The sequence below is a fragment of the Streptococcus parauberis NCFD 2020 genome (genome assembly GCF_000187935.1).
Classification (GTDB): domain Bacteria; phylum Bacillota; class Bacilli; order Lactobacillales; family Streptococcaceae; genus Streptococcus; species Streptococcus parauberis.
Genome location: NZ_AEUT02000001.1, coordinates 857,466 through 881,598, shown reverse-complemented (window position 1 = coordinate 881,598; position 24,133 = coordinate 857,466). Strand labels below are relative to the sequence as shown.

Here is a 24,133-nt window from a genome sequence, read left to right as displayed (position 1 = left end):
TTCAGAGAGGCTCCTAATAAAGGAAAAAGAAAGTTTAAGGAAAATCTTATAGAAAAACTTTTTAATTTTTGGTAAAATATACAGAAGACTTTTTAGATTTGGAGTGCAAGATGCATAAAAAACCCATCATTATTGGCGTCACAGGTGGATCTGGAGGCGGGAAGACAAGCGTTTCTCGTGCGATTTTAGATAGTTTCCCAGATGCAAGAATTGCGATGATTCAACATGATTCTTATTATAAGGACCAAGCCCATTTAAGTTTTGACGAACGTATCAAAACTAATTACGACCATCCACTAGCTTTTGAAACTGATTTTATGATCGAACAGTTAAAGGAATTGCTTGAAGGACGCCCTGTTGACATTCCTATCTATGATTATACGCGACACACGAGAAGTGATAAAACCTTCCGTCAAGAGCCGCAAGATGTTATTATCGTTGAAGGCATTCTTGTCTTAGAAGACGAGAGATTAAGAGATCTGATGGACATCAAGCTGTTTGTCGACACTGATGATGATATTCGAATTATCCGACGTATTAAACGCGATATGGTTGAAAGAGGCAGAAGTTTAGACAGTATTATTGAACAATATACAACCGTGGTAAAACCAATGTATCATCAATTTATTGAACCAAGCAAACGCTATGCTGATATTATTGTTCCTGAAGGAGTAAGTAATGTCGTTGCAATTGATTTAATTACAACAAAAATTGCAAGTATCCTAGTCGATCGAGACTAGTTAAGGGAGAATGATATGTTTGTAGCACTAGCTGGTGCCATTATTATGTGGAATGTGGTTGTTTTTGCTTTATATGGGATTGACAAACGTAAGGCTGTAAAAGGGGAATGGCGCATTTCTGAAAGAACTTTATTACTAATTGCCTTCTTTTTTGGTGGGATTGGCGCAATCTTAGGCGGGAACCTATTCCATCATAAAACAAAAAAATGGTACTTTCAGGTTGTTTGGGTCTTAGGAATCTTTATGATTTTCATAGGGATTTATTTGTTATATTGGCTCTACCTCAAGGACTGGAGCGCTCTATTACCATGATTTAAAAGTTCTAGCAAATTTTGCTAGGCTTTTTAATTTTAGGCTAAAAGGAAAAGCTTATCATCTGATTAGCCTTATGGTATAATAAGAAGCATGAAAACAAGTACAAAAGAAGAAAACTATCAAGTAATGATTGCACAAGCAAATGCTTTGTTTACTAGTGAAAGTAACGTTATGGCAAATTTATCAAATGCTAGTGCCTTATTAAACATGACTTTACCAAATTCAGTTTTTACTGGATTTTATTTGCATGACGGTCAAGAATTGATTCTTGGTCCATTTCAAGGGGGCGTTTCGTGCGTCCATATTGCAATGGGTAAAGGGGTTTGTGGACAATCGGCAAGCCAGCAAGAAACAATTATCGTCGATGACGTTAGACAACACAGTAACTATATTTCCTGTGATTCACGAGCTTTGAGTGAGATAGTAGTTCCGATGATTAAAAATAATCGTTTGATTGGAGTATTAGACCTAGATTCCTCTGCCACTTGTGATTATGATCAAATTGATAAACAGTACCTGGAAGAATTTGTCTCCATTTTACTAGAAAAGACAAGGTTTAATTTTGACATGTTTGGAGTAGAAAAATAATGTATCAAGCCCTATATCGCAAATACAGAAGCCAAACCTTTGATGAAATGGTTGGCCAATCTGTCATCTCGACAACCTTGAAACAGGCTGTTGAATCCAAAAAAATTAGTCATGCCTATCTCTTTTCTGGACCAAGGGGAACAGGTAAAACCAGTGCAGCAAAGATTTTTGCTAAGGCAATGAACTGTCCGAACCAAGTTAATGGAGAGCCTTGTAATAACTGTGATATTTGTCATGATATTACAAATGGTAGTTTAGAAGATGTCATTGAAATTGATGCAGCCTCAAACAATGGTGTGGATGAAATCCGTGAAATTCGTGATAAATCAACTTATGCACCGAGTCGTGCAAACTATAAAGTTTATATCATTGATGAAGTGCACATGCTATCAACGGGTGCATTTAATGCTTTATTAAAAACCTTGGAGGAACCAACTGAAAATGTTGTTTTCATCCTCGCAACCACTGAACTTCACAAAATTCCGGCAACGATTCTGTCTCGTGTTCAACGTTTTGAATTCAAATCAATTAAACAAAAAGATATCAAGGCTCATTTGATGCATATCTTGACCTTGGAAAATATCCCTTTTGAAGAAGAAGCTTTAGGATTAATTGCGAGACGCGCTGAAGGTGGAATGCGTGATGCCCTGTCAATTTTAGACCAGGCACTTAGTTTATCCCCAGATGATCAGATCACATTATCAATTGCAGAAGAGATTACTGGGTCTATCAGCATTCTGGCTTTAGATGACTATGTGGCAAATATAATTAACCAAGAAGCACAGGCTGCTCTTTCTAATTTAGAGACTATTTTTGATAATGGTAAAAGTATGAGTCGTTTTGCGACGGACTTATTAGCCTATTTCAGAGAACTATTAATGGTTCAAAGTGGTGCTGAGAGTAGTTATCAAACAGAGCATTTTGCGGATAATTTAGCAGTTCCTCGCGAAACTATTTTTCAGATGATTGCGATTATTACTAAACATGTTCCAGAAATAAAACGGGGTTCACATCCTCGTATTTACGCAGAAATGATGACCATTGAATTGGCTCACCTTAGTCCTGTTCAGAATTCAGCTTCAGACGATAATCACTTATCAGCTGAAATCAATGCCTTAAAGATGCAAGTCGACCAATTAAAAGAGCAACTTGAATCGTTATCATCTGGTGAAGTTGCACCCGTTACAACCAAAGCTAAACCAGTTTCCAAGAAAACTTTTACTTATAAAGTTGATCGACAAAAGATTTTAACAATTATGGAAGAAACCGTTCAAGATAGTGAGCAGTCTAGACAATACTTAGATTCTTTGAAATCAGTTTGGAATGAAATCTTGGATAGTATTTCTCCACAGGATAGAGCTTTGTTGCTTGGTTCTGAACCAGTTTTGGCTAACAGTGAGAATGCTATTCTTGCATTTGAGGCTGCCTTCAATGCAGAACAAGCCATGAACCGAACAGATTTAAATGATATGTTTGGTAATATTATGAGCAAAGCAGCTGGTTTCACACCACATATTTTAGCTGTCCCTCGATCAGATTTTAATCACATTCGGAGTGAATTTGCTAAAAAAATGAAAGACAAATCTCCAGTACAGGTAAACAAAGCGGAGGAGGAATCATTTCTTCCACCAGAATTTGATTTCCTGTCTGAAAAAATAAAACAGGTAGAAGATTAAGAAAAAAAGAAAATTCTTCGTAGAATTTTCTTTTTTTTGGTAAAATACAACTATGACTTTAAGACAATTTATTTTTATGGCACTATTATGTGCTTTTGAAACCTATTTTTTTAACGACTCTGTCCTAGCAGGCGATTTCTTATTTGCACTTTTCTGGGGTATTCTCCTCTATCGTGATTTAAGGAAGGTCTATGCTATTACCAATTTTTCAAAAAAATTAATAGAGGCTGCTAAAGAGTCCAAGAAGAAAGACTGATTTCACCACTATGCAATGTTTCAAGTGTTTTATCTGTTTTTTCAACGATTAAGTAACCTTGGTCAGTGATATCAATGGCGCGTCCATGGATAATTTGATTATTTTTACTATAGGTCACTTGTTTGTTAAGAACAAGTGATTTTTCTTTGTAAACTTTTAAATGATCTTGTACTGGTATTTGGAAGAAAAGTTTCCAAATTTCAGAAATCAATTGATTTCTGGTGATAGTTGGTTGATGTCGGAAGAGTGATGTTGCTATTGAACTTAGTTCTTCAGGGAGGTCAGTCAAATGAAAATTTAAACCAGCTCCGATAATCACGTCAGTAATTAAGCCAGTTTCAACAGATGTTATAGCCTCGGTTAAAATACCAGCAATCTTTTTATCATTTAAATAGATATCATTGACCCATTTTATTTGGGTTTCAATACCAGTAAGTCGGTAAATGGCATTGACGATACTTGAGGCAACCATCATGGTATATGGTTCCATCTCTTGGTAAGTTTGGTTAGGTTTCAAATGGAGTGACATATAGATGCCACCGTTTTTTGAGGCATAAAAATCACGGCCTAAACGTCCTTTAGCTTGTTTTTGACTAGGTGATAAATAGAGATGAGGGACACTTGGATTGGTTGCAATAGCATTCTTGGCATCTAATTGCGTAGAAAGACTTGATTCATTTAGGGTAACCGATATATTCAGTTTGTCAGATATTTCTTGTGCAGATAGCAAATCTCCGCTGATTATTTTGTAGCCTTCTTTTTTGGTGGCCAAAATTTCAATTCCTTGATTTTCAAGAGATTTTATTCCTTTCCAAATGGCTGTGCGAGAAAGAGATAATTGGTCGGCGAGTTTTTCACCACTAATAAATGATTCTGATTGACTTAATATTTGATATAATTTCTCTGATGTCTTCATAGAACTAGTATAGTATATTCGCCTGATATTTCAAGTTCACATGACTGAAAAGACAGGAAAAAATCAAACTTTTACAAACCTTTTAAAAATAGTACTCGTAAAATAATTCAAAAATGTGTATAATAGAAAAGTTAATTAGTCCCGAAAAGGTAGCAGTGCAAACTGCTAGTGCTTTGTAACTTTTTGACTCGCAAGTAAAACATGTCACTAAAGTAACTATTGTTTATTCGGTAGTTGCTATATTATAAAACTTAGTTATTAGTAACTTTTCCTTGCGAAGGCTTTTTGCCATATACTTTTATTAAAAGGGGGACATTTTTATGTCAGAACGTAAATTATTTACGTCTGAATCTGTATCGGAAGGCCATCCAGATAAAATCGCGGATCAAATTTCAGATGCTATTTTAGACGAAATTCTCACTCAAGATCCTGATGCTCACGTAGCAGCAGAAACAGTTGTTTATACAGGGTCGGTTCATGTTTTTGGAGAAATTTCAACTTCAGCTTATGTTGATATCAACCGTGTTGTTCGAGATACCATTGCTGAAATTGGTTACACAAAAGCGGAATATGGTTTTTCTGCCGATTCAGTTGGTGTACATCCATCACTTGTTGAGCAATCATCAGATATTGCTCAAGGTGTCAATGAAGCCTTGGAAGTACGCGAAAGCAAGGAAGTTGATGACTTAAATTTAATTGGAGCTGGTGATCAAGGCTTGATGTTTGGGTTTGCTATTGATGAAACACCTGAACTGATGCCATTACCAATTTCTTTATCACACAAATTAGTTAAGAAATTAGCTGACTTGAGAAAATCAAACCAATTAGCTTATTTGAGACCTGATGCCAAATCACAAGTTACTGTCGAATATGATGAAAATGATCAACCACTTCGTGTTGATACTGTCGTTATTTCTACACAACATGATCCAGATGTTTCAAATGAAACCATTCATACTGATTTAATTGAAAAAGTTATCAAATCAGTTATTCCAAATCAATTTTTAGATGACCAAACTAAGTATTTCATTAATCCGACTGGTCGTTTTGTTATTGGAGGCCCTCAAGGTGATTCTGGTTTAACAGGACGTAAGATTATTGTAGATACATACGGTGGTTATTCGCGTCACGGTGGCGGGGCCTTTTCTGGTAAAGATGCTACTAAAGTTGATCGCTCTGCTTCTTACGCAGCGCGTTACATTGCTAAAAATATTGTCGCTGCTGGCTTGGCCAAGAAAGCAGAAGTTCAATTAGCTTACGCAATTGGTGTGGCACATCCTGTGTCTGTTCGTATTGATACCTTCGGCTCTGCGATTCTTCCAGAAGCAAAAATCGAAAAAGCTGTTCGTCAGTTATTTGATTTACGTCCGGCTGGTATTATCAAAATGTTAGATTTGAAACGTCCAATCTATCGTCAAACGGCAGCTTATGGTCATATGGGTCGTACTGACATTGATTTACCATGGGAAAAATGTGATAAAGTTGATGAATTGAAAAACTTCTTGTTAAAATAATAAAATTAAGAGGATGCCATATGGTGTCCTTTTTGCTTGAGTTGAAGGCAAAATTCACAAGAAGTTAGATTGTAATGTTTCTAAAATTATGATAAAATGATAAGGTTGAATTCAAGTATAAGAAAGTTTAGGATGTATGCGTAAAATTATAATTAATGGTGGAAAACCTTTATCAGGAGAAGTTGCTGTCTCCGGTGCAAAAAATAGTGTTGTTGCCTTAATCCCAGCGATTATGCTAGCTGATGATGTTGTCACATTGGATGGAGTTCCATCAATCAGTGATGTGGATAGTTTAATTGAAATCATGGAATTGATGGGTGCCAAAATTACTCGTCAGAACGATTCACTTACAATTGATCCTAGAACAGTAATTAGTCAACCAATTCCTTTTGGTAAAATTAATAGTTTGAGAGCTTCTTATTATTTTTATGGAAGTTTACTTGGACGTTTTGGTCAAGCTACTGTCGGTCTACCAGGTGGTTGTGATTTGGGGCCAAGACCAATTGACTTACATTTGAAAGCTTTTGAAGCAATGGGAGCTAAAGTATCTTATGTTGGTGAAAATATGCATATTGCCGTTAATGAAGGTGAACTGCATGGCGCACATATCTACATGGATACAGTCAGTGTAGGTGCGACAATCAATACAATGCTTGCTGCTACAAAAGCAAATGGTAAGACTGTCATTGAAAATGCCGCGCGTGAACCAGAAATTATTGATATTGCAACGCTTTTAAATAATATGGGGGCTCATATTCGTGGAGCGGGAACAGATATTATAACTATTGAAGGAGTTACAAAATTAGGCTCAACAACTCACCAAGTTATTCCTGACAGAATTGAAGCTGGTACTTATATTGCAATGGCAGCAGCAATTGGAACAGGGATAAAGGTAACAAATGTCTTATATGAACATTTAGAAAGTTTTATTGCGAAACTTGAAGAAATGGGAGTTCGGATGACTATTGAGGAAGATTCAATTTTTGTTGAAAAACAAGATAAATTGAAAGCTGTAACCATTAAAACCTCACCATATCCTGGTTTTGCAACAGATCTACAACAACCATTAACACCATTACTGCTTACAACAGAGGGCATGGGATCAATTGTTGATACGATTTATGAAAAACGGGTCAACCATGTCCCAGAAATGGCTCGTATGGGCGCTGATATTTCCCTAAAAGGTGGCAAAATTGTCTACCATGGTCCTAATCAATTAAGCGGTGCACAAGTCAAAGCTACTGACTTGCGAGCAGGTGCAGCACTAGTAACTGCGGGACTAATGGCCGAAGGCAGAACAGAAATAACGAATATAGAATTTATTTTACGTGGCTATGCTAATATCATAGAAAAACTACAAGCATTAGGCGCAGACATACAATTAATTGAAGAATAAAACAAAAGAGGACGAATGGTCCTCTTTTTTGTTGTCTGATGATAAATTTTTGAACTTAATAACATTTGTTTGTGATTATTGAATAAAATCTTGTACAATGGTGATAAGAGATAATGAAAGGTAGAGTAATATGGAAAAACCACTAGTTGGACAGAAAGTTGATCAATTATTAGACTTAATATTGGAACGAAATTATGAAACTGGAGCAAAATTGCCGAATGAGTTTGAACTAGCTGAAGATTTAAATGTCGGAAGAAGTACAATTAGAGAAGCTGTACGAACTCTAGTAGCTAGAAATATTTTAGAAGTAAAGCAAGGTTCAGGTACTTTTATTAGCCCAAAAAGGGGTGTTTCAGAAGATCCCTTTGGTTTTTCCATATTAAAGAATAGTGAAACCTTAATTTCAGATATGTTCGCTATCAGATTACTAGTTGAACCTAAAATGGCAAGTTTGGCAGCCCAAAATATAAAAACAGACCAACTTGAAGTTATTGAAAATCTGTTATTGAAAATTATACTTGCCTTGAAAAATGAACTTCCCGAGATTAAACATTTAGATACTGAATTCCATAAATTGTTAGCTAAATATAGTGAAAATATTGTTATTGAAAGGTTTTTGCCAACATTATTAGTTGCTAATACAAATTATAAAAAATATAAAAAAGAGCTGATAAATGTTTATGAAGCATTTTTGGTTGCTTTTAAAACAAAGAATTCTGTTATGGCAGAAGATTTAATGAATAAGTACCTATTTTTATATCAGTTATCCAATAAATAATGTCAAAGTCCGCTTTTGTGGGCTTTTTTTTCTGAATTAATACAGTTTACAAAAAACACTATCTGTTATAGAAAAATTATATTTTATTTGTTATAATAAAGTGATTATTAACAAATAAAAAGGGGTTAAAATGGATATTTGGACAGCTTTGGCAAAGTATTCTTATTTTGAAACAGAAAGATTACTTTTGCGTCCTCTGTCTTATTTTGACTCAGAAGATTTTTATGAAATCAGCAATGATTTTGAAAATCTTTCTTTTGTTTTCCCCGCTTGTCTCAGTAAAAATGAAAGTGATTATCTTTTTAGTCATTCATTTCTTAAATCACCATTAGGGATTTGGGCTATTACTGAAAAATCTAGTCAAAAAATGATTGGTATCATTAGACTGGAAAATTTAGATTTCAAAAAGGCTTGTTCAGAACTCGGTTACGTTTTAAATTCAGCCTATAGGAATCAGGGATTTATGACAGAAGCTGTCAAAAATATTGTTTTCTTAGCTTTTAAAGAATTAGGTTTAAAAAATTTAGTCATCATAACACATTTGGAAAATAATGCAAGTCAACAGGTTGCAGTAAAATCTGGATTTAAGCTTGTGTCTCAGTTTAAAGGAAGCGACCGTTATACACACCAAATGAAACAGTATCTCAAATATCAAATGAAAATAGGATATCATAATGAGTAAACATCAAGAAATATTAGACTATCTAGAAAAGTTAGCAATTGGCAAAAGAGTTAGTGTTAGAAGTATTTCTAACCATTTAAATGTAAGTGATGGTACTGCATATCGTGCTATTAAAGAAGCTGAAAATCGTGGAATTGTTGAAACGAAACCGCGAAGTGGCACGGTTCGGGTTGAAAAGAAATCACGTGTAGCTATTGAAAAATTAACTTTTACAGAAGTTGCTCGGATAAGTGATTCGACAGTTGTTGCAGGCCGTGAAGGTTTAAGTAATGAATTCAGTAAATTTTTTATTGGAGCAATGACTAGAAATAATGTCAGTAAGTACCTTTCAAAAGGTGGCCTACTAATTGTTGGGGACCGAGAGCATATCCAATTATTGGCCTTGGAAAGTAGGAATGCCATATTAGTTACTGGTGGTTTTGCTATTTCTAAAGCAGTTATTAAAACAGCAGATAGCTTGGGAATACCAGTTATGGTTAGTCAATATGATACATTTACTGTTGCGACCTTAATTAATCATGCTCTAATGAGTTTTAGAATTAAAACAGATTTAAAAACAGTAGATGAAATTATGCTTCCGCTGTCCCAATATGGTTTTTTATACGACGATAGTACGATTGATGATCTTAATCAATTAATTAAAAAAACTAAACAAGTACGTTTTCCAATTATTAAAAAGGATGGGACTGTTACTGGCTTTATCAGCATGCGCGATGTAGTAAATCAAAAATCAAATGTCAATATTAAAGAGGTGATGACAAAAAGTCCGATTACAACGTCACCACATACGAGCCTAGCAAATGTTAGTCAAAAAATGATATTTGAAGACTTAAATATGATGCCTGTAGTCGATGAAAATCAAAAAATATTGGGGATAATCACACGTAGATTAGCCTTGGAATATATGCAAAATAATCAATCTGAGATTAAGGATACCTACAGTAATCAATTATTATCTCATATGGAAGAAAATCAAAATGAGTTCTCGATTCATGTTGAACCAAGTATGATTGATAATTCTGGGAATTTAGCTCAAGGCGTTGTTTCTGAAATATTAAAGGAAATAACTTTAAAAGTTTTCAATCGAAAATATCAAAAAAATGTAATTATTGAACAAATGATGATATACTTTTTACATGCCGCACAGATTGATGACTTATTGACAATTCATCCAAAAATTATTTCAGAGACAAGAAGAAGCGGTACAATAGATATCGAACTATATGTAGAAGAACAGATAATTGCGAAAGCTGTTGTTTCTACTCGAATTAATTAAAATTTTTAAGGAGTATTATTTACATGATTACATTGAAATCTGCACGTGAAATTGAAGCTATGGATAAAGCTGGTGATTTTCTAGCAAGTATCCACATCGGCTTACGTGAGATTATTAAACCAGGCGCTGATATGTGGGAAGTTGAAGAATATGTCCGCAAGCGTTGTAAGGAAGAAAATGTTTTGCCATTGCAAATCGGAGTTGAAGGCCATCTTATGGATTACCCATATGCTACTTGTTGTGGTTTAAATGATGAAGTAGCACATGCTTTTCCACGTCACTATATCCTCCAAGAAGGAGATTTGTTAAAAGTAGATACTGTTTTAAGCGAACCTTTAGACAAAGAAATAGTGGATGTTTCGAAATTAGACTTTGACAACGTTGCACAATTAAAGAAGTTGACAGAACCTTATACAGGTGGTTTAGCGGATTCTTGTTGGGCCTACGCAGTTGGTAAACCATCTGAAGAAGTACAAAACTTAATGGATGTTACAAAAGAAGCAATGTACTTGGGAATTGAGAAAGCAGTCATTGGGAATCGTATTGGAGACATTGGCGCAGTTATTCAAGAGTATGCTGAAAGTCGTGGCTATGGTGTAGTCCGTGATTTAGTTGGACATGGCGTTGGACCAACAATGCACGAAGAACCTATGGTTCCTAATTATGGAATTGCAGGGCGTGGATTACGACTTAAGGAGGGGATGGTATTAACGATTGAACCAATGATCAATACTGGAACTTGGGAAATTGATACTGACATGAAAACAGGTTGGGCTCATAAAACTTTAGATGGTGGTTTATCTTGTCAATATGAACATCAATTTGTTATCACCAAAGATGGACCACGTATTCTTACAAGCCAAGGAGAAGAAAGAACTTACTAATATGGAGAAAAAAAAATTCCTTGATAAAGTCTCTTCAAAGTTTCAAAATGAGACTATAAAGGCTTTTTTGAGGCACTTTCAAAGTGCTGAAATGGATTTATCTTCGATAGCCGTAGCTTATTATTTGATTTTAACAGTCTTTCCCTTGATTGTTATCGCGGCCAATATTTTCCCTTATCTGAATATTGATATTAGGGATTTGCTTCAATTAATGAAGCAGAGTCTACCTAATGACATCTACCAATCAGCCAGATCTGTTGTCATTAATATCTTTTCTAAACCAGCAGGAGGTGTTTTGGGAGTAGCGACTTTTACTGGTCTCTGGACCATGTCTAAAAGTTTAACTTCTTTGCAGAGGGCAATCAACAAAGCCTATGATGCTTCACCACATAGGGATTTTCTGCTAGGGCACCTAGTTGGTCTCTTGGCCAGTATCTTTATTTTATTCTTACTAGCCTTTGTCCTTATTTTTTCTACCTTTTCAAAAGCAGCAATTCAAGTAATGGATAATCATTATCATTTGAGTGATGGTTTAACTAGTCTTTTTTTGACTTTAATCCAGCCAGTTACAATTATTATAATTTTGCTTGGTTTAATGGCTCTTTACTTCTTGCTACCTAATATTCGTATCAAGAAAATCCGTTACATTATGCCTGGAGCTTTATTTACAGGGTTTGTAATGACTTTCTTAAGTAATTTGATTGGTCATTATGTTGTCGTCAATGTGGAAAAAATGGTCGATATTAAAACCTTTGGTTCGGTCATGATTTTCATTATCATGTTATGGTTTATTTTTTTAGCAAGGATTTTAATTTTAGGGGCAATATTTAATGCGACTTATCAGGAAATTGATCAAGGTAAGTTAGAAGGCCGTAGTAGCGATATTGTATCGGTTTTTAAAAGAAGATTTGGTAAACACAAACAACAAAAATAAGCTATTCTATCTTGAAAAGCTTATTTTTTTCTGTAAAATAAAAGTATTAAGGTTGATGAAAGGGATTAAATGTTATTAAAAGCCACTAAAAATGGATTACATGGAAAGATTACTGTACCTGGGGATAAATCGATTAGTCACCGGTCACTCATTTTTGGAGCTATTGCTGAAGGGGTCACCGTTATTGAAGACTTATTGCTCAGTGAAGATGTTTTAGCGACGATGAAAGTATTTCAAGCAATGGGGATTAAGATTGTTCAAGAAGGACATTTGACTTATGTCTATGGTAAAGGACTAAAAGGTTTAACCAAACCTAACCAGGACTTAGATATGGGCAATTCAGGAACCTCAATGCGCTTAATTTCAGGCTTGTTAGCTGGTCAAAATTTTTCAACAAGATTAGTTGGCGATGCCAGCTTGAGTAACAGACCTATGGATCGGATTACCATTCCTTTGCAAGGAATGGGTGCCAAAATTGAAGGACAGACGCAAAAAGCTAATCCACCATTGTTTATTGAGGAAGTAGCAGAGCTTAAACCGATTACTTATCATCTTCCGATAGCTTCTGCTCAGGTGAAGTCGGCTATCTTGCTGGCTGCGATTCAGGCCAAGGGACAAACTAAAGTCATCGAAAAAGAGTTGACCCGAAACCACACAGAAGAAATGATTCGTCAGTTTGGTGGGGAAATTGCTGTGCAGGGTAAGGAAATAACCATTAATGGTCCTCAATCTTTAAAAGCGCAGAGGTTTAAAGTCCCAGGTGATATCTCAAGTGCCGCATTTTGGATTGTAGCTGCTTTGATTGTTCCGGGTTCAGATATTATGCTAACTAATGTCGGGATTAACAAGACGCGTACAGGTGTTCTAGATGTTGTTAAAGCAATGGGTGGAATGATAGAATTGACTGACGAAGACAAAGTCAACCAGTCGGCTACAATTAGAGTCCGTTATTCCCAACTTAAAGCGACTGAAATTTCTGGTCAGTTAATTCCACGCTTGATTGATGAATTACCGATTATTGCCTTGCTTGCTAGTCAAGCTAAAGGACAAACAACCATTAGTGATGCTGAGGAATTACGAGTGAAAGAATCAGATCGGATTGCACTTGTGACTGAAATCTTATCAACCTTTGGCGTTGCTATTGAAGCTAAGTCAGATGGTATGATTATTAATGGACCAAATCAATTGCGTGGTGGGAAAGTTGATGCCCATTTGGATCACCGCTTAGCAATGATGGCTGTTATTGCTAGCTTAGTTGTTAATGATGGGAGTGTCGACTTATCAGGATCTCAAGCAATTGCGACAAGCTATCCATCATTTTTAACAGATTTAGAAAGGATTAGTAATGGCTAAAGTATTATTAGGATTTATGGGTGCTGGAAAGACCACGATTGGTTCTTTCTTGGATGATAATTTTTTGGATATGGATTTAATAATTGAAGAGCGAGTAGGCATGTCGATTTCAGATTTTTTTGCTCATCAAGGGGAAGAAGCATTTCGACAGGTTGAGTCAGCTCTTCTGGAGGAATTAATGACAAAAGAAGGGAATATCATTATTTCAACAGGCGGTGGCGTTGTAATCAGTGAAAAGAATCGTCAACTACTCAGAGAAAATCGAAAAAATAATATCCTCCTTTCGGCTAGTTTTGAAGTTCTTTATGACCGAATTAAAAAAGATAAGTTTTTTCAAAGGCCACTCTTTCTCAATAATTCAAAAGAAGATTTTCATGGAATCTTTGAAAGACGCATGATGTTATATGAAGGATTGTCTGATTTAATTATTAATGTCGATCATCGAACCCCTGAAGAAATAGTGCGTATTATTAAAAGTATTTAAAAAAGAAGATTACCTTCTTTTTTTGTATTGTTAGTAAATAGTAAATAATATATTGGCAAATGGTAATTTTATAAGACAATCTAATAAATATAGGCTATAATAGAAATATTAAAGTATGATAGAATAGATATAACTATAGAATAAATATTAGTTTAGATGGATGCATTATGATAAAAAGTGGTAATGGTGGCCTTAGTCACCATGAAGAATTGAGATATTATTATCTTTTAAGAAATCTCAATTATTTAAGTGAAAATGAAAATAGAGAATTTCGATATTTAAAGTCAAAACTTGAAGCCGGTACTCCAACTTTTGAGACCCAATTTAGGCATGGGCGACACGACTACCCAGAGTATGTAGTTGACCCTGATCCATTACCTTATTCTCAAAATCCTGTACCCAATCATGAGTGGCCAGAAGAAAGTTTCCAAACGGAAAGGCTCTCAAACGGATTACCCGTATATCCAAAAGATAAACCCTTATCAAGGAGAAAACGGTCAAGTAGAAATTATCAAGAAGCTATAAACAGAGATAATCATCAAGATTTTGGCCAAGTCGAGGCACAAGATACATACGCTGTTCCTTTTTATCAGGAAACCATAGCTTCAACTGACTATTACAGTAATTCTGGTTATCAGGATCAATATGATAATAATGATAGCTTTCAAAGTTCTTTCGCTGATGATGTCTCTCCTTATCAGGACTCAAATGTAAAAAGACCTAAACGAAAAATAACAAAGAAAAATCTAAAACGTTACTTCAAATGGTTACTCTGGTTTATTCTTTTCCTTATTCTGGGAATTGTCTTTATGTTCTTTAAAGGCATGCTTGATATCTCTGGAAACAAGCAAAACTACAAACCAGCAGTTTCAGAAACCTTCAATGGTGTTGACACTAAGGATGGGACTAATATCCTAGTTCTTGGTTCAGATAAGCGTGTAACACAAGGGTCGACAGAAGCTAGGACTGATACTATTATGGTGATCAATGTTGGGAATAAGGATAAAAAAGTTAAGATAGCTAGCTTTATGCGAGATACTCTCGTTAATATTCCAGGTTATAGTTACAATGACTATACTTATGATATGAAGTTAAATTCCTCTTTTAATCTCGGTGAACAAGATAATCATAAAGGTGCTGACTTAGTTCGGAAGACACTGAAAGCTAATTATGACATTGATTGTAAGTATTATGTTATGGTCGATTTTGAAACATTCGCGGAAGCTATTGATACGCTTTTTCCGGGGGGTGTAAAAATTGATGCTAAATTTGCAACGGTTGACGGCGAAGCAGTTCCTTCGGTAAAAGTTCCTGACGACTTAAGAATGAAGGATGGTGTCGTTCCTCAACAGACCATCAAAGTTGGCGAACAAAAGATGGATGGTCGGACGCTTCTAAATTATGCGCGTTTCCGTAAGGATGACGATGGTGATTATGGTCGGACTGTCCGTCAGCAACAAGTGATGGCGGCAATCATGTCTCAGGTTAAAAATCCAGCAAGACTCTTTACTGGGTCGGCGGCAATTGGTAAGATTTATGCCTTAACATCGACCAATGTATCCTTTCCATTTGTGGCGCAAAAAGGCTTGTCAGTGATGTCGAATGGCAAGGGCGTTGAACATGTGACTGTTCCTGAAAATGGCGATTGGATTGATGAGTATGATATGTATGGAGGCCAAGCCCTTCAGGTAGATTTTGTGAAATATCAAAAGCAACTGAAAAGAATGGGTTTACGTTAAATATGTTATAATGAAGGGGACTTAGGTTACCCTTCTTTTTATGGGCAAGACTAAAGTGAGAAAAGGAAAATAGATGTTAAAGAAAAATGATGTTGTCGAAGTAGAAATTGTTGATTTAAGCCATGAAGGTTCTGGAGTCGCAAAGTATGATGGTTTTGTCTTCTTTGTAGAGAATGCTCTTCCTGGCGAAAAAATCCAAATGCGTGTTTTGAAATTAAACAAAAAAATTGGTTTTGGTAAAGTTGAAAGCTATCTTGAAAAATCTGAGTTTCGTAATGATGACTTGGATGCCGCTTATTTACGTACCGGGATTGCCGATTTTGGGCACTTGGCTTATTCAGAACAATTAAAATTCAAAGCTAAACAAGTTACTGACAATCTTTATAAAACAGCAGGCTTAACTGATGTTGAAGTTGCAGAAACAATCGGCATGGAAAATCCATTTGCCTACAGAAATAAAGCACAGATTCCAGTTCGTCGTGTTAATGGTAAATTAGAAACTGGTTTCTTCAGAAAAAATTCACATGATTTATTACCTATTTCTGATTATCTGATTCAAGATAAAGAGATTGATCGTCTAATCAACTATACACGTGACTTGTTGATACGTTTTGAAGTTAGCCCTTATGATGAGAAGGAAAAAACTGGATTAATCAAAAATCTAGTTGTTCGTCGTGGTCAAAACTCTGGTGAAATGATGTTAATTTTTGTTACATCTCGACCAAAAGTTTTCCGTGTTGATCAAATAATTGCTAAAATTACGGAAGAATTTCCAGCTATCGTATCAGTAATGCAAAATATCAATGATCAAAATGGTAATGCTATTTTTGGAAAAGAATTCCGCACCCTTTATGGAAAAGATACTATTACAGATAGCATGCTTGGTAACACTTACGAGATTTCTGCCCAATCATTCTATCAAGTTAATACTGAAATGGCTGAGAAGTTATATCAAACAGCTATTGATTTTTCAAATTTGACTAAAGACGATATCGTCATTGATGCTTATTCTGGTATTGGGACAATTGGTTTATCTTTCGCGAAATCTGTTAAAAAGGTTTATGGTGTTGAAGTCATTGAACAAGCTGTTCTCGATGCACGTAAAAATGCTGAACTTAATGGTATTAAGAATGTTCAATTTGTGACAGATATTGCAGAGGCAGCTATGGAAAAATGGTCTAAAGAAGGCATTCATCCAAATGTTATCTTAGTAGATCCACCAAGAAAAGGCCTAACAGAAAGCTTTATCAGAGCTTCAGTTGAAATGAATCCAGAAAAAATTACTTATGTCTCATGTAACCCAGCTACCATGGCACGTGACATCAAACTATACCAAGAACTAGGTTATGACCTTAAAAAAGTACAGCCGGTGGATTTATTTCCACAAACGCACCACGTGGAGTGTGTGAGCTTGTTAGAGAAACGCAACTAATTCATGGTGCTTTCCAGTTTCAAGGCACCATGCTAAAAAGGTCCCCCGGATCTTTTTACTCCCACAAACGCACCACGTGGAGTGTGTGAGCTTGTTAGAGAAACGCAACTAATTCATGCCGCCATCCTAATTATGACAAGTTATAAACAGCCTGACTTTTATATCAGGCTTTTTTAACTGCAAATATTGTTGACTTTGGTATAATGGAAATAGAGATATATGTTAGGAGGTTTCAGTAATGGAATGGCATAATGTATTTTTAATGATTTTACCAGTAATCATTTTCATCGTTTTTATTATTTATATCAGCAATAAAAAATCTAAAGAAGAAGCAACTAAAGAGGACGTTGAAAGTAATATTGAACAGGTAGCAGATGACAATTATATGTCATTAGGTATGGCAATTGGGCTTTCCCTCGGTGCAGCTTTGGGAGCATTGACTAAAAATTTAGCCACTGGTGTTTCGCTTGGAATGCTGATTGGCTTGGTAATTGGAATGTCTATTAAGAAATCATAAACCAATAGTTAACACAAAAAAGGCTTAGAAATAAGCCTTTTTTGTATGTTATAACTGTTTTGCTTCAAACTCATCTACCAACTTACGACACTCATCTGTATTTTTAGCATCCATAAGGGCAATGCGGAGCTCATTTGCGCCAGCAAAGCCGCGGATGTAAATTTTAAAAGATCGTTTCATTGATGGGAAGGGACGCAATTGATATTTGTCAAACTGATCCAAGTGGTAGCGGAAGAGATCAATCAATTCTTTGGGACTATGGGCAGACTGAACTTTCTCAAAAGCGTAAGGGTTGTGGAATATACCACGCCCAATCATGACACCATCGACGCCGTATTTCTCAACCAGCTCTAAGCCAACTTGGCGGTTTGGAATGTCGCCATTGATTGTCAGCAGCGTATCGGGAGCGATGCGATCGCGCAGCTCTTTAATTTCACCAATCATCTCCCAATGAGCGTCCACCTTCGACATTTCGGTCTTGGTTCTTAGGTGAATGGAAAGATTGGCAATGCCTTGTTCCAGGACGTGTTTAAGCCAAACTTTGTACTCTTCTGGCTTGGCGTGACCCAGGCGCGTTTTAACGGATACCGGAAGGCCACCTTCTTTAGTTGCATGAATTAATTGAGCGGCAACCTCTGGTCTTAAAATCAGACCCGAGCCGCGGCCGTGCTTAAAGACATTTGGTGCTGGACAACCCATATTAATATCAACACCAGCAAAGCCCATTTCCTTCATGCCTTTTGCCATCTCAGCAAAGTTATCAGGAACATCACCCCAAATATGGGCCACTAATGGTTGTTCATCGTGGGTATAAGTCAGACGCCCTTTAACGGATTCAATACCATCAGGATGACAATAAGAAGCAGAGTTTGTGAATTCGGTGAAGAAAACATCAGGTCTTCCAGCTTTTGCGACGACATGACGAAAAGCTACATCAGTCACGTCCTCCATAGGTGCTAAAATAAAAAATGGTTTTGGTAAATCTTGCCAAAAATTCTCAGCAGTCATTAATAATTCTCCTTACATAAAAAATAGCAGCCTACGGCTACTAATATCTTCTTTTAATACTATACCATAACGAGAGGAGTGTGCAAGTCCCAGGTTTGCAATTTGTAACTGTAAAACTTTTCTTATTTCTCTAAATACCATTCAAAATCTTATATAGTATTTAGAGAAATTATATAATACATTTAATTGGTGAGAGACTAAATTTGAAAACAAAGAAAGAAGAAGTATAAAATGTGCTTCTTTTTTATTTCTCTCTTGCAACTTATGTCGCATTGCGATATAATAGATATATCGAAGTATGATACATCGAACTTAGATATAGGAGATAAAAATGGAAGATAGACTACGACGGGTTTATGTCCCTATGTCCGAAACAGCTTTCTATATACTCTTTTGTTTGCAAAAGCCTCAACATGGATATGGTATTGGGCAGACAGTATCAGAAATGACGGCTGGACAAGTGACCGTAAGCCCCGGAACAATGTATGGCACACTATCAAAAATGGAAAAAGATGGCTTAATTACTCTCTTAAAAGAAGAAGACAAGCGAAAATTGTATCAGATTACCCAACTTGGACAAGACATTTTAGCATTAGAATTGGCCCGCATAAAAAGACTTTATCAAAACAGTTTAGGAGAGACTTACCATGACTGAAACAAAAAAAATCATAAAAATTTTCACAATTGCTGATTATATGGAAGAAGAAGCATGGCTTCGACAACAAAGCCAAAAAGGATGGAAATTTGTAAAAAATACTAATCCTATTACTTATCTTTTTGAAAAAAGCAAAGCTGAAGATGTTATCTATCAATTAGAGTACAAAAATGAGGCAGTGACAAGAGACTATCTGCAACTCTATCAAGATTATGGTTGGGAGTATTGTGGCACATACATTGGTTGGAATTATTTTCGAAAAGCAGCTAAGCTAGTTGAACATGCAGGTGAAAATCAAATCTTTTCAGATCGTGAGTCAAAGCTTAATATGATAAGTCATATCATTAAAACACGTATGTTACCACTCTTAATTATCTTTCTATGTATAATAATTCCAAATTTAAGCAAAACAGATTATTTGTCAGGTGATTTGTTGGACAAAATAATTTTTGGTATTTTTATGTTCTTATTTGTACTTTATATTGTTTTGATTACATATTGTGGTGGAAAATTAATCTATTTACGGAAAAATCTATAAGAAAAAGGCTTGGAAACAAGCCTTTTTCTTATGGTAAATATTTGCCTGATGCTAGGTAGAGTTGGTACCATTCGTGATGTGTTAATTGAATATCTGCAGCTTTGCTAACTTCAATTAAATGTTGTGGGTTCATTGTACCAACGATAGCTTGCATTTTTGCTGGATGACGGAGGATCCATGCAATCGCAATTGCTGCTTTGGCGACACCGTATTTGTCAGCTAATTCTTGCAGTCCTTGATTGAGTTCGGGGAAATCTTGATGGTCTATGAAGCTGCCACCAATCATCCCGTATTGTAATGGGGACCAAGCTTGAATTGTAATATCGTTCAATCGACAATAATCCAAAGTACCGTTGTCACGGTCAATAGACATGTCTGTGGCTTTATTGTTTAAATAGAGTGCTTGGTCAATCAGTTGTGACTGTTCCAAAGAAAGTTGCAGTTGATTAAAAATCAAAGGTTGTTTAACAAATTTTTTAAGTAATTCGATTTGCATGCTTGGAACATTACTGACACCAAAATGACGCACTTTACCAGCTTTTTCGAGTTCTTCAAATGCTTCAGAAACTTCTTCAGGATCAAAAAGTACATCTGGACGATGAAGTAGTAGGCCATCCATATAGTCCAGTTTCATACGTTTTAGACTGGCATCGACATTCGTAAGAATGTTTTCTTTAGTCCAATCAAATTCATTACGTTGGAACTCAAGACCAACTTTTGATTGGATAAAAACGTCTTCACGTTTGAGTCCTGTCTGAGCAAATGCATCACCAAAACGAGTCTCCGCTTCCCCTTGAGTATAACAAGTAGCATTATCAAAATAATTGATGCCATTATCAACAGCAGTAGTAATTATTTTTGCGGCATCATCGACTGATAAACTAGGCATACGCATACATCCTAAAATAATAGCAGATGCCTCTTGCGGTCCATTAACAACTTTTATCTTCATCATCAGTTATTCCTCCAAGTTATTTCTATCTTCATTATACACCTTGGACTCATATATATGGGTCATTTAAAATTAAAATATTGAAATTTATAATTTGTAGTAGTTTGATTTTTCTTAATATAATATAATTCAAATCATAATCTGACTAATAAAGTTTATTTTACCCAACTAAACTAAAAGTCGAGTAAAATAAACCACTAGTCGATTGTCTTTTTGGACTTTGCTTGATATGATTAAGGTAATAAAAGAAGGAGAATAGAGGATGACCAAGGAAAGTATGGGAATGATTATTGCTAGTAAGAGAAAAGAAAAAGCAATGACACAATTAGAACTGTCATCACTTTTAGGTGTGACGGATAAAGCTGTTTCAAAATGGGAACGAGACCTCTCTTTACCCGATACAAATACTATCCCTAAATTGGCTGAAATTTTAGACATCAGATTGGAGGATCTTATGCAAACATCAGTAAAAAAAGAAAATCTTAAATCAAAGACTGACACACAAACTACCATTAGACTAGTTCTTAGGGCTATTCCACTTGCCATGGGCGTTGCTGTAATCGTTTTATCTATTTTAGGTAAACTTGAAATGAAAGAAGCTATTACTCTATTAGCAGTTGGGGTAACTTCGTTAGCTATTTACCTCTTAAATGATCATTGAGAAAGTTTATTTTGGGGTTGGTAGTCGTGTTGCAATGAGATTATTTAGAAAAGATAAAATACATTTAGCAGATTTTCTAGCTGATACACAGGTTATTGCTAATCCACCATTTAAAATAGATTCCTTTTTATAAAAAACCACTACCTGATCACAAATACAGGAAGTGGTTTTTTATATGTTTATACAAATAACATTGCTAATCCAATAACAAGGAATGCCACAAGTTTGTAGCTCTCATTGATGAGGATGAGTTGGAAAGGTTTTTGTTCGAAGAAGTAGTTTTTGAGTACTGCTAAAACAACGATTAGACCAATTATTAATGCAGATGTCAGTGTTGCTGCATGGACGGATTGTAAGAAGAGGATGACTAAGATACTGATAATGATTTCGACGATGGCGGTCATAGCCATTTCTTTTTTGCCATCACCATTTTTTCCAATATCCTCTTTTTTTATGCCCATGGCTTTCATCCAGGGATCTCTAAAAAGAATGCCGTACCAAAGTCCACCAATCATAAAGTTAATAATTCCAGTAATAATTGCAATAAGTAATGTCATTTTTATTTCTCTTTTCTGTCCTTTTTATTTCTATAGTCTAAAGCGAGAGCCCCAGAGGCAAAAGTTTCTGAATGAACTAATTCTAAATCAGCAACGATATTGTCTAAGAGGCGCAAGCCATCACCTCATTTGGCCCTTCAACAAAACCATCAAGCGAGCTATGTAAAAATAGTACTAGTTCTCTCTTTTTTATCCTTTTCTCTTTTTTCATTATGTCAGTATACAGGTTTACAAGGTTAAAGTAAATTAATCTGACTTTTTAAAGAGATATAAATTTCTCCTCTAAAATCGTTAATTTTTCCCTAATCTATCGGAATTACGATATAATCAAATTAAGAGAACAGGAAAATAGAATAACCTTATAAGGGGAGTGCACTATGTTAGATATTTTGATTGTAGAAGATAACCAAGAGATAGCAAATATCTTACAAGAATTTCTACGAAAGGAAAATTATACTGTTGCCACTGCTGAAAGTGGCGAAAAAGCCATAACACTTTATCAAAAATATGGAGCAAAGCTGATAATATTAGACATCATGTTACCAGAAATGGATGGTTTTCAGGTCTGCTCAAAGATTCGAGAAAGTTCCAATGCTCATATCCTCATTGCGAGCGCAAAGAATCAAAAGGCTGATAATCTAAAAGGTCTTTACTTAGGTGCAGATGACTACATTGGTAAGCCTTATGATATTGATATTTTACTAGCTAAAATTAATGGTATTTTTAAACGTAAGTACAATCAGGAAGAATTCATTCTCGGTGGACTGAAACTAAATACCATCATGAGAACTTTAACGGTTAATGACCACCAGGTTAATCTGACAGAAAAAGAATTTGAACTATTGAAATTATTAATGGAAAACAGAGGTGTAACCCTAAAGAAAGATTATTTATTCACTACCATATGGGGTAGTGATAGTCTGTCAGAATTGCAAACACTAGCTGTACATATCCGTTGGTTACGAGAAAAAATTGAGAAAGATCCTAAAAACCCTGAACACATTGTGACAGTATGGGGAATAGGTTATCGATTTGACTAACTTTAAAAAATTTTCAATCTTATTTCTTTTACTTGAAATAATTATAATCTTCATTAGTAATATTTTTTATTTTCAATATGTTGCTAACTCATCTGAAAAAATATATCAAGTTGACATTAATCGTTTAGTCAAGCAACTTGAAAAAGATCCAAATTCTACCAAGGATTTAACTGAATTTCCGTCGGTATTAAAAGTAAGTTCTTATGATAGTAGTCAATCTTATAAGAATCATTATGCCGTTAAAAAGATTAATAATAAACTCTATGCTATTGAATATAGAATAAGGGATAGATATTTTGAAATCATCCCTTTGAATATTGGTTTTTTAGTTTTATTTTTCCTTAGTGTGTTTTTACTAAGCTATCTTTGGCAGAAACTTATTCGTCCATTTAACAGAATGTCTGATATGACGCATCAGTTAGCAAAAGGATATTTAGTTAAACCGCTAGACGCTGAAAAAAGTAAATTTTTAGGAAAATTTCTTTGGGGTCTTGATATGTTGCGAGAAAACTTAGCAGATGAAAAACATAAAGCATTAAACTTGGAAAAAGATAAAAAAACACTGATTCTCTCTTTAACACACGATATAAAAACACCATTATCAGCTATAGAGCTATATACAAGAGCTTTACAATCTGGTTTATATAAAAGTCCAGAAAAGAATGAAGAAGCTTTAAAAGGTATCTCTAAAAATATCAAAAAAATAACTACTTATGTGGATGAAATTTCACTAGCTTCTAAAGAGGATTTTCTTAATATTGTTGTAAAAGATGGCGAATACTATTTAGCCTCACTATTACAAGAAGTTAAGAGTTATTATGAGCCAAAATTAAAAAACTTAAAAATTGACTTTAAAGTCGATAATACTGACAATTGTTTGCTATTGGGTGACCTTGATCGTACAATCGAAGTTATTCAAAATGGGGTTGAAAATGCTATTAAATATGGGGATGGTAAAGAAATTATCATTTCTGTTTCAGAAGAAGAAAACTGCAAATTAATTAGTATTCAAAATACTGGCTATTTCTTTAAAGAAGAAGAATTGCCACATATATTTGATTCTTTCTATCGAGGTAGTAACAGTAAATCAGTTAAGGGAAGTGGTCTTGGCTTATATATTGCAAAAACGATTATGCGAAAAATGCATGGTGATATTTTTGTTGAAATAAAAAATAATAAATTTTGCCTTACATTAGTGATTAAAAAAGTATAAGTTAAAGCAAATCAGGAATTCTTGATTTG

Annotated in this window: 26 protein-coding genes; 22 read left to right on the top strand and 4 right to left on the bottom strand. The window is 35.1% G+C overall.

Translation table 11 applies throughout. The annotated features are described in order from the left end of the window. Positions 1–110: 110 nt before the first annotated feature. From udk to SPB_RS04425, 5 genes are all read left to right on the top strand, one after another. On the top strand, positions 111–740 hold the full coding sequence (gene udk / locus SPB_RS04445; RefSeq protein ID WP_003104936.1) for a uridine kinase: 630 nt from the start codon (positions 111–113) through the stop codon (positions 738–740). Positions 741–755: 15 nt separating this feature from the next. Continuing rightward, positions 756–1,052, top strand: coding sequence for a DUF1294 domain-containing protein (locus SPB_RS04440; protein ID WP_003104755.1), 297 nt, complete (start codon positions 756–758; stop codon positions 1,050–1,052). A 93-nt stretch (positions 1,053–1,145) separates the two neighbouring features. Beyond that, entirely contained in the window at positions 1,146–1,643 is a 498-nt protein-coding gene (locus tag SPB_RS04435) for a GAF domain-containing protein (protein WP_003103631.1), read from the top strand. Beyond that, a complete protein-coding gene (gene dnaX / locus SPB_RS04430; protein ID WP_003103253.1) occupies positions 1,643–3,319 on the top strand; it encodes a DNA polymerase III subunit gamma/tau in 1,677 nt (558 codons plus the stop codon). Before SPB_RS04435 ends, dnaX begins: the two co-directional genes overlap by 1 nt. Positions 3,320–3,371: 52 nt before the next feature. Further along, on the top strand, positions 3,372–3,575 hold the full coding sequence (locus tag SPB_RS04425) for a DUF3272 family protein (protein ID WP_003103383.1): 204 nt from the start codon (positions 3,372–3,374) through the stop codon (positions 3,573–3,575). Here the strand turns inward: SPB_RS04425 and birA are convergent. Beyond that, positions 3,550–4,491, bottom strand: coding sequence for a bifunctional biotin--[acetyl-CoA-carboxylase] ligase/biotin operon repressor BirA (gene birA / locus SPB_RS04420; RefSeq protein ID WP_003104797.1), 942 nt, complete (start codon positions 4,489–4,491; stop codon positions 3,550–3,552). The two genes, SPB_RS04425 and birA, sit on opposite strands and share 26 nt — an antisense overlap. A gap of 320 nt (positions 4,492–4,811) precedes the next feature. Here birA and metK point away from each other — a divergent pair, with 320 nt between their 5' ends. The 12 genes from metK (at position 4,812) to SPB_RS04360 (ending at position 17,480) form a co-directional block, all read left to right on the top strand. Further along, complete coding sequence (metK, locus tag SPB_RS04415; protein ID WP_003104206.1) at positions 4,812–6,005, top strand: methionine adenosyltransferase; 1,194 nt, start codon at positions 4,812–4,814, stop codon at positions 6,003–6,005. A 136-nt stretch (positions 6,006–6,141) separates the two neighbouring features. Next, a complete protein-coding gene (murA, locus tag SPB_RS04410) occupies positions 6,142–7,401 on the top strand; it encodes a UDP-N-acetylglucosamine 1-carboxyvinyltransferase (RefSeq protein WP_003105319.1) in 1,260 nt (419 codons plus the stop codon). A gap of 130 nt (positions 7,402–7,531) precedes the next feature. Beyond that, positions 7,532–8,179, top strand: coding sequence for a FadR/GntR family transcriptional regulator (locus SPB_RS04405; protein ID WP_003104164.1), 648 nt, complete (start codon positions 7,532–7,534; stop codon positions 8,177–8,179). Positions 8,180–8,309: 130 nt separating this feature from the next. Next, on the top strand, positions 8,310–8,861 hold the full coding sequence (locus tag SPB_RS04400; RefSeq protein ID WP_003105507.1) for a GNAT family N-acetyltransferase: 552 nt from the start codon (positions 8,310–8,312) through the stop codon (positions 8,859–8,861). After that, positions 8,854–10,137: a CBS-HotDog domain-containing transcription factor SpxR gene (gene spxR, locus SPB_RS04395; protein ID WP_003104455.1), complete on the top strand. Its 1,284-nt coding sequence runs from the start codon at positions 8,854–8,856 to the stop codon at positions 10,135–10,137. The genes SPB_RS04400 and spxR overlap by 8 nt, the downstream gene beginning before the upstream one ends. Positions 10,138–10,160: 23 nt before the next feature. Beyond that, positions 10,161–11,021: a methionyl aminopeptidase gene (locus SPB_RS04390; RefSeq protein ID WP_003104772.1), complete on the top strand. Its 861-nt coding sequence runs from the start codon at positions 10,161–10,163 to the stop codon at positions 11,019–11,021. Between the two features lies 1 nt (position 11,022). Beyond that, positions 11,023–11,955, top strand: a complete 933-nt coding sequence (locus tag SPB_RS04385) for a YihY/virulence factor BrkB family protein (RefSeq protein WP_003103605.1) — start codon at positions 11,023–11,025, stop codon at positions 11,953–11,955. Positions 11,956–12,024: 69 nt separating this feature from the next. Continuing rightward, positions 12,025–13,308, top strand: coding sequence for a 3-phosphoshikimate 1-carboxyvinyltransferase (gene aroA / locus SPB_RS04380; protein WP_003102998.1), 1,284 nt, complete (start codon positions 12,025–12,027; stop codon positions 13,306–13,308). Beyond that, a complete protein-coding gene (locus SPB_RS04375) occupies positions 13,301–13,792 on the top strand; it encodes a shikimate kinase (RefSeq protein ID WP_003104377.1) in 492 nt (163 codons plus the stop codon). The genes aroA and SPB_RS04375 overlap by 8 nt, the downstream gene beginning before the upstream one ends. Before the next feature lie 167 nt (positions 13,793–13,959). Continuing rightward, complete coding sequence (locus SPB_RS04370; protein ID WP_003103880.1) at positions 13,960–15,531, top strand: LCP family protein; 1,572 nt, start codon at positions 13,960–13,962, stop codon at positions 15,529–15,531. Positions 15,532–15,604: 73 nt separating this feature from the next. Further along, a complete protein-coding gene (rlmD, locus tag SPB_RS04365; RefSeq protein ID WP_003103550.1) occupies positions 15,605–16,963 on the top strand; it encodes a 23S rRNA (uracil(1939)-C(5))-methyltransferase RlmD in 1,359 nt (452 codons plus the stop codon). A 238-nt stretch (positions 16,964–17,201) separates the two neighbouring features. Next, entirely contained in the window at positions 17,202–17,480 is a 279-nt protein-coding gene (locus SPB_RS04360) for a glycine zipper domain-containing protein (RefSeq protein ID WP_003102408.1), read from the top strand. 48 nt (positions 17,481–17,528) lie between these two features. On the opposite strand, the gene SPB_RS04355 is transcribed toward SPB_RS04360, so the two are convergent. Then, entirely contained in the window at positions 17,529–18,488 is a 960-nt protein-coding gene (locus tag SPB_RS04355; protein WP_003105228.1) for a tRNA dihydrouridine synthase, read from the bottom strand. Positions 18,489–18,819: 331 nt separating this feature from the next. Here SPB_RS04355 and SPB_RS04350 point away from each other — a divergent pair, with 331 nt between their 5' ends. After that, positions 18,820–19,143 (top strand): PadR family transcriptional regulator, encoded by a 324-nt coding sequence (locus tag SPB_RS04350; RefSeq protein WP_003104159.1) that lies wholly within the window; start codon positions 18,820–18,822, stop codon positions 19,141–19,143. Continuing rightward, on the top strand, positions 19,136–19,681 hold the full coding sequence (locus tag SPB_RS04345) for a DUF2812 domain-containing protein (protein WP_003104129.1): 546 nt from the start codon (positions 19,136–19,138) through the stop codon (positions 19,679–19,681). Before SPB_RS04350 ends, SPB_RS04345 begins: the two co-directional genes overlap by 8 nt. Positions 19,682–19,709: 28 nt before the next feature. Here SPB_RS04345 and SPB_RS04340 read toward each other — a convergent pair whose 3' ends face one another. Beyond that, a complete protein-coding gene (locus SPB_RS04340; protein ID WP_003103214.1) occupies positions 19,710–20,636 on the bottom strand; it encodes an aldo/keto reductase in 927 nt (308 codons plus the stop codon). 259 nt (positions 20,637–20,895) lie between these two features. Here SPB_RS04340 and SPB_RS04335 point away from each other — a divergent pair, with 259 nt between their 5' ends. Then, on the top strand, positions 20,896–21,294 hold the full coding sequence (locus SPB_RS04335; RefSeq protein WP_003105755.1) for a helix-turn-helix domain-containing protein: 399 nt from the start codon (positions 20,896–20,898) through the stop codon (positions 21,292–21,294). Between the two features lie 179 nt (positions 21,295–21,473). On the opposite strand, the gene SPB_RS04330 is transcribed toward SPB_RS04335, so the two are convergent. After that, entirely contained in the window at positions 21,474–21,851 is a 378-nt protein-coding gene (locus SPB_RS04330) for a DUF1761 domain-containing protein (RefSeq protein WP_003106021.1), read from the bottom strand. 377 nt (positions 21,852–22,228) lie between these two features. On the opposite strand from SPB_RS04330, the gene SPB_RS04325 reads away from it, so the two are divergent. Further along, positions 22,229–22,891, top strand: a complete 663-nt coding sequence (locus SPB_RS04325; protein WP_003104451.1) for a response regulator transcription factor — start codon at positions 22,229–22,231, stop codon at positions 22,889–22,891. Next, positions 22,884–24,104, top strand: coding sequence for a sensor histidine kinase (locus SPB_RS04320; RefSeq protein ID WP_003105314.1), 1,221 nt, complete (start codon positions 22,884–22,886; stop codon positions 24,102–24,104). Before SPB_RS04325 ends, SPB_RS04320 begins: the two co-directional genes overlap by 8 nt. Positions 24,105–24,133 lie beyond the last annotated feature (29 nt).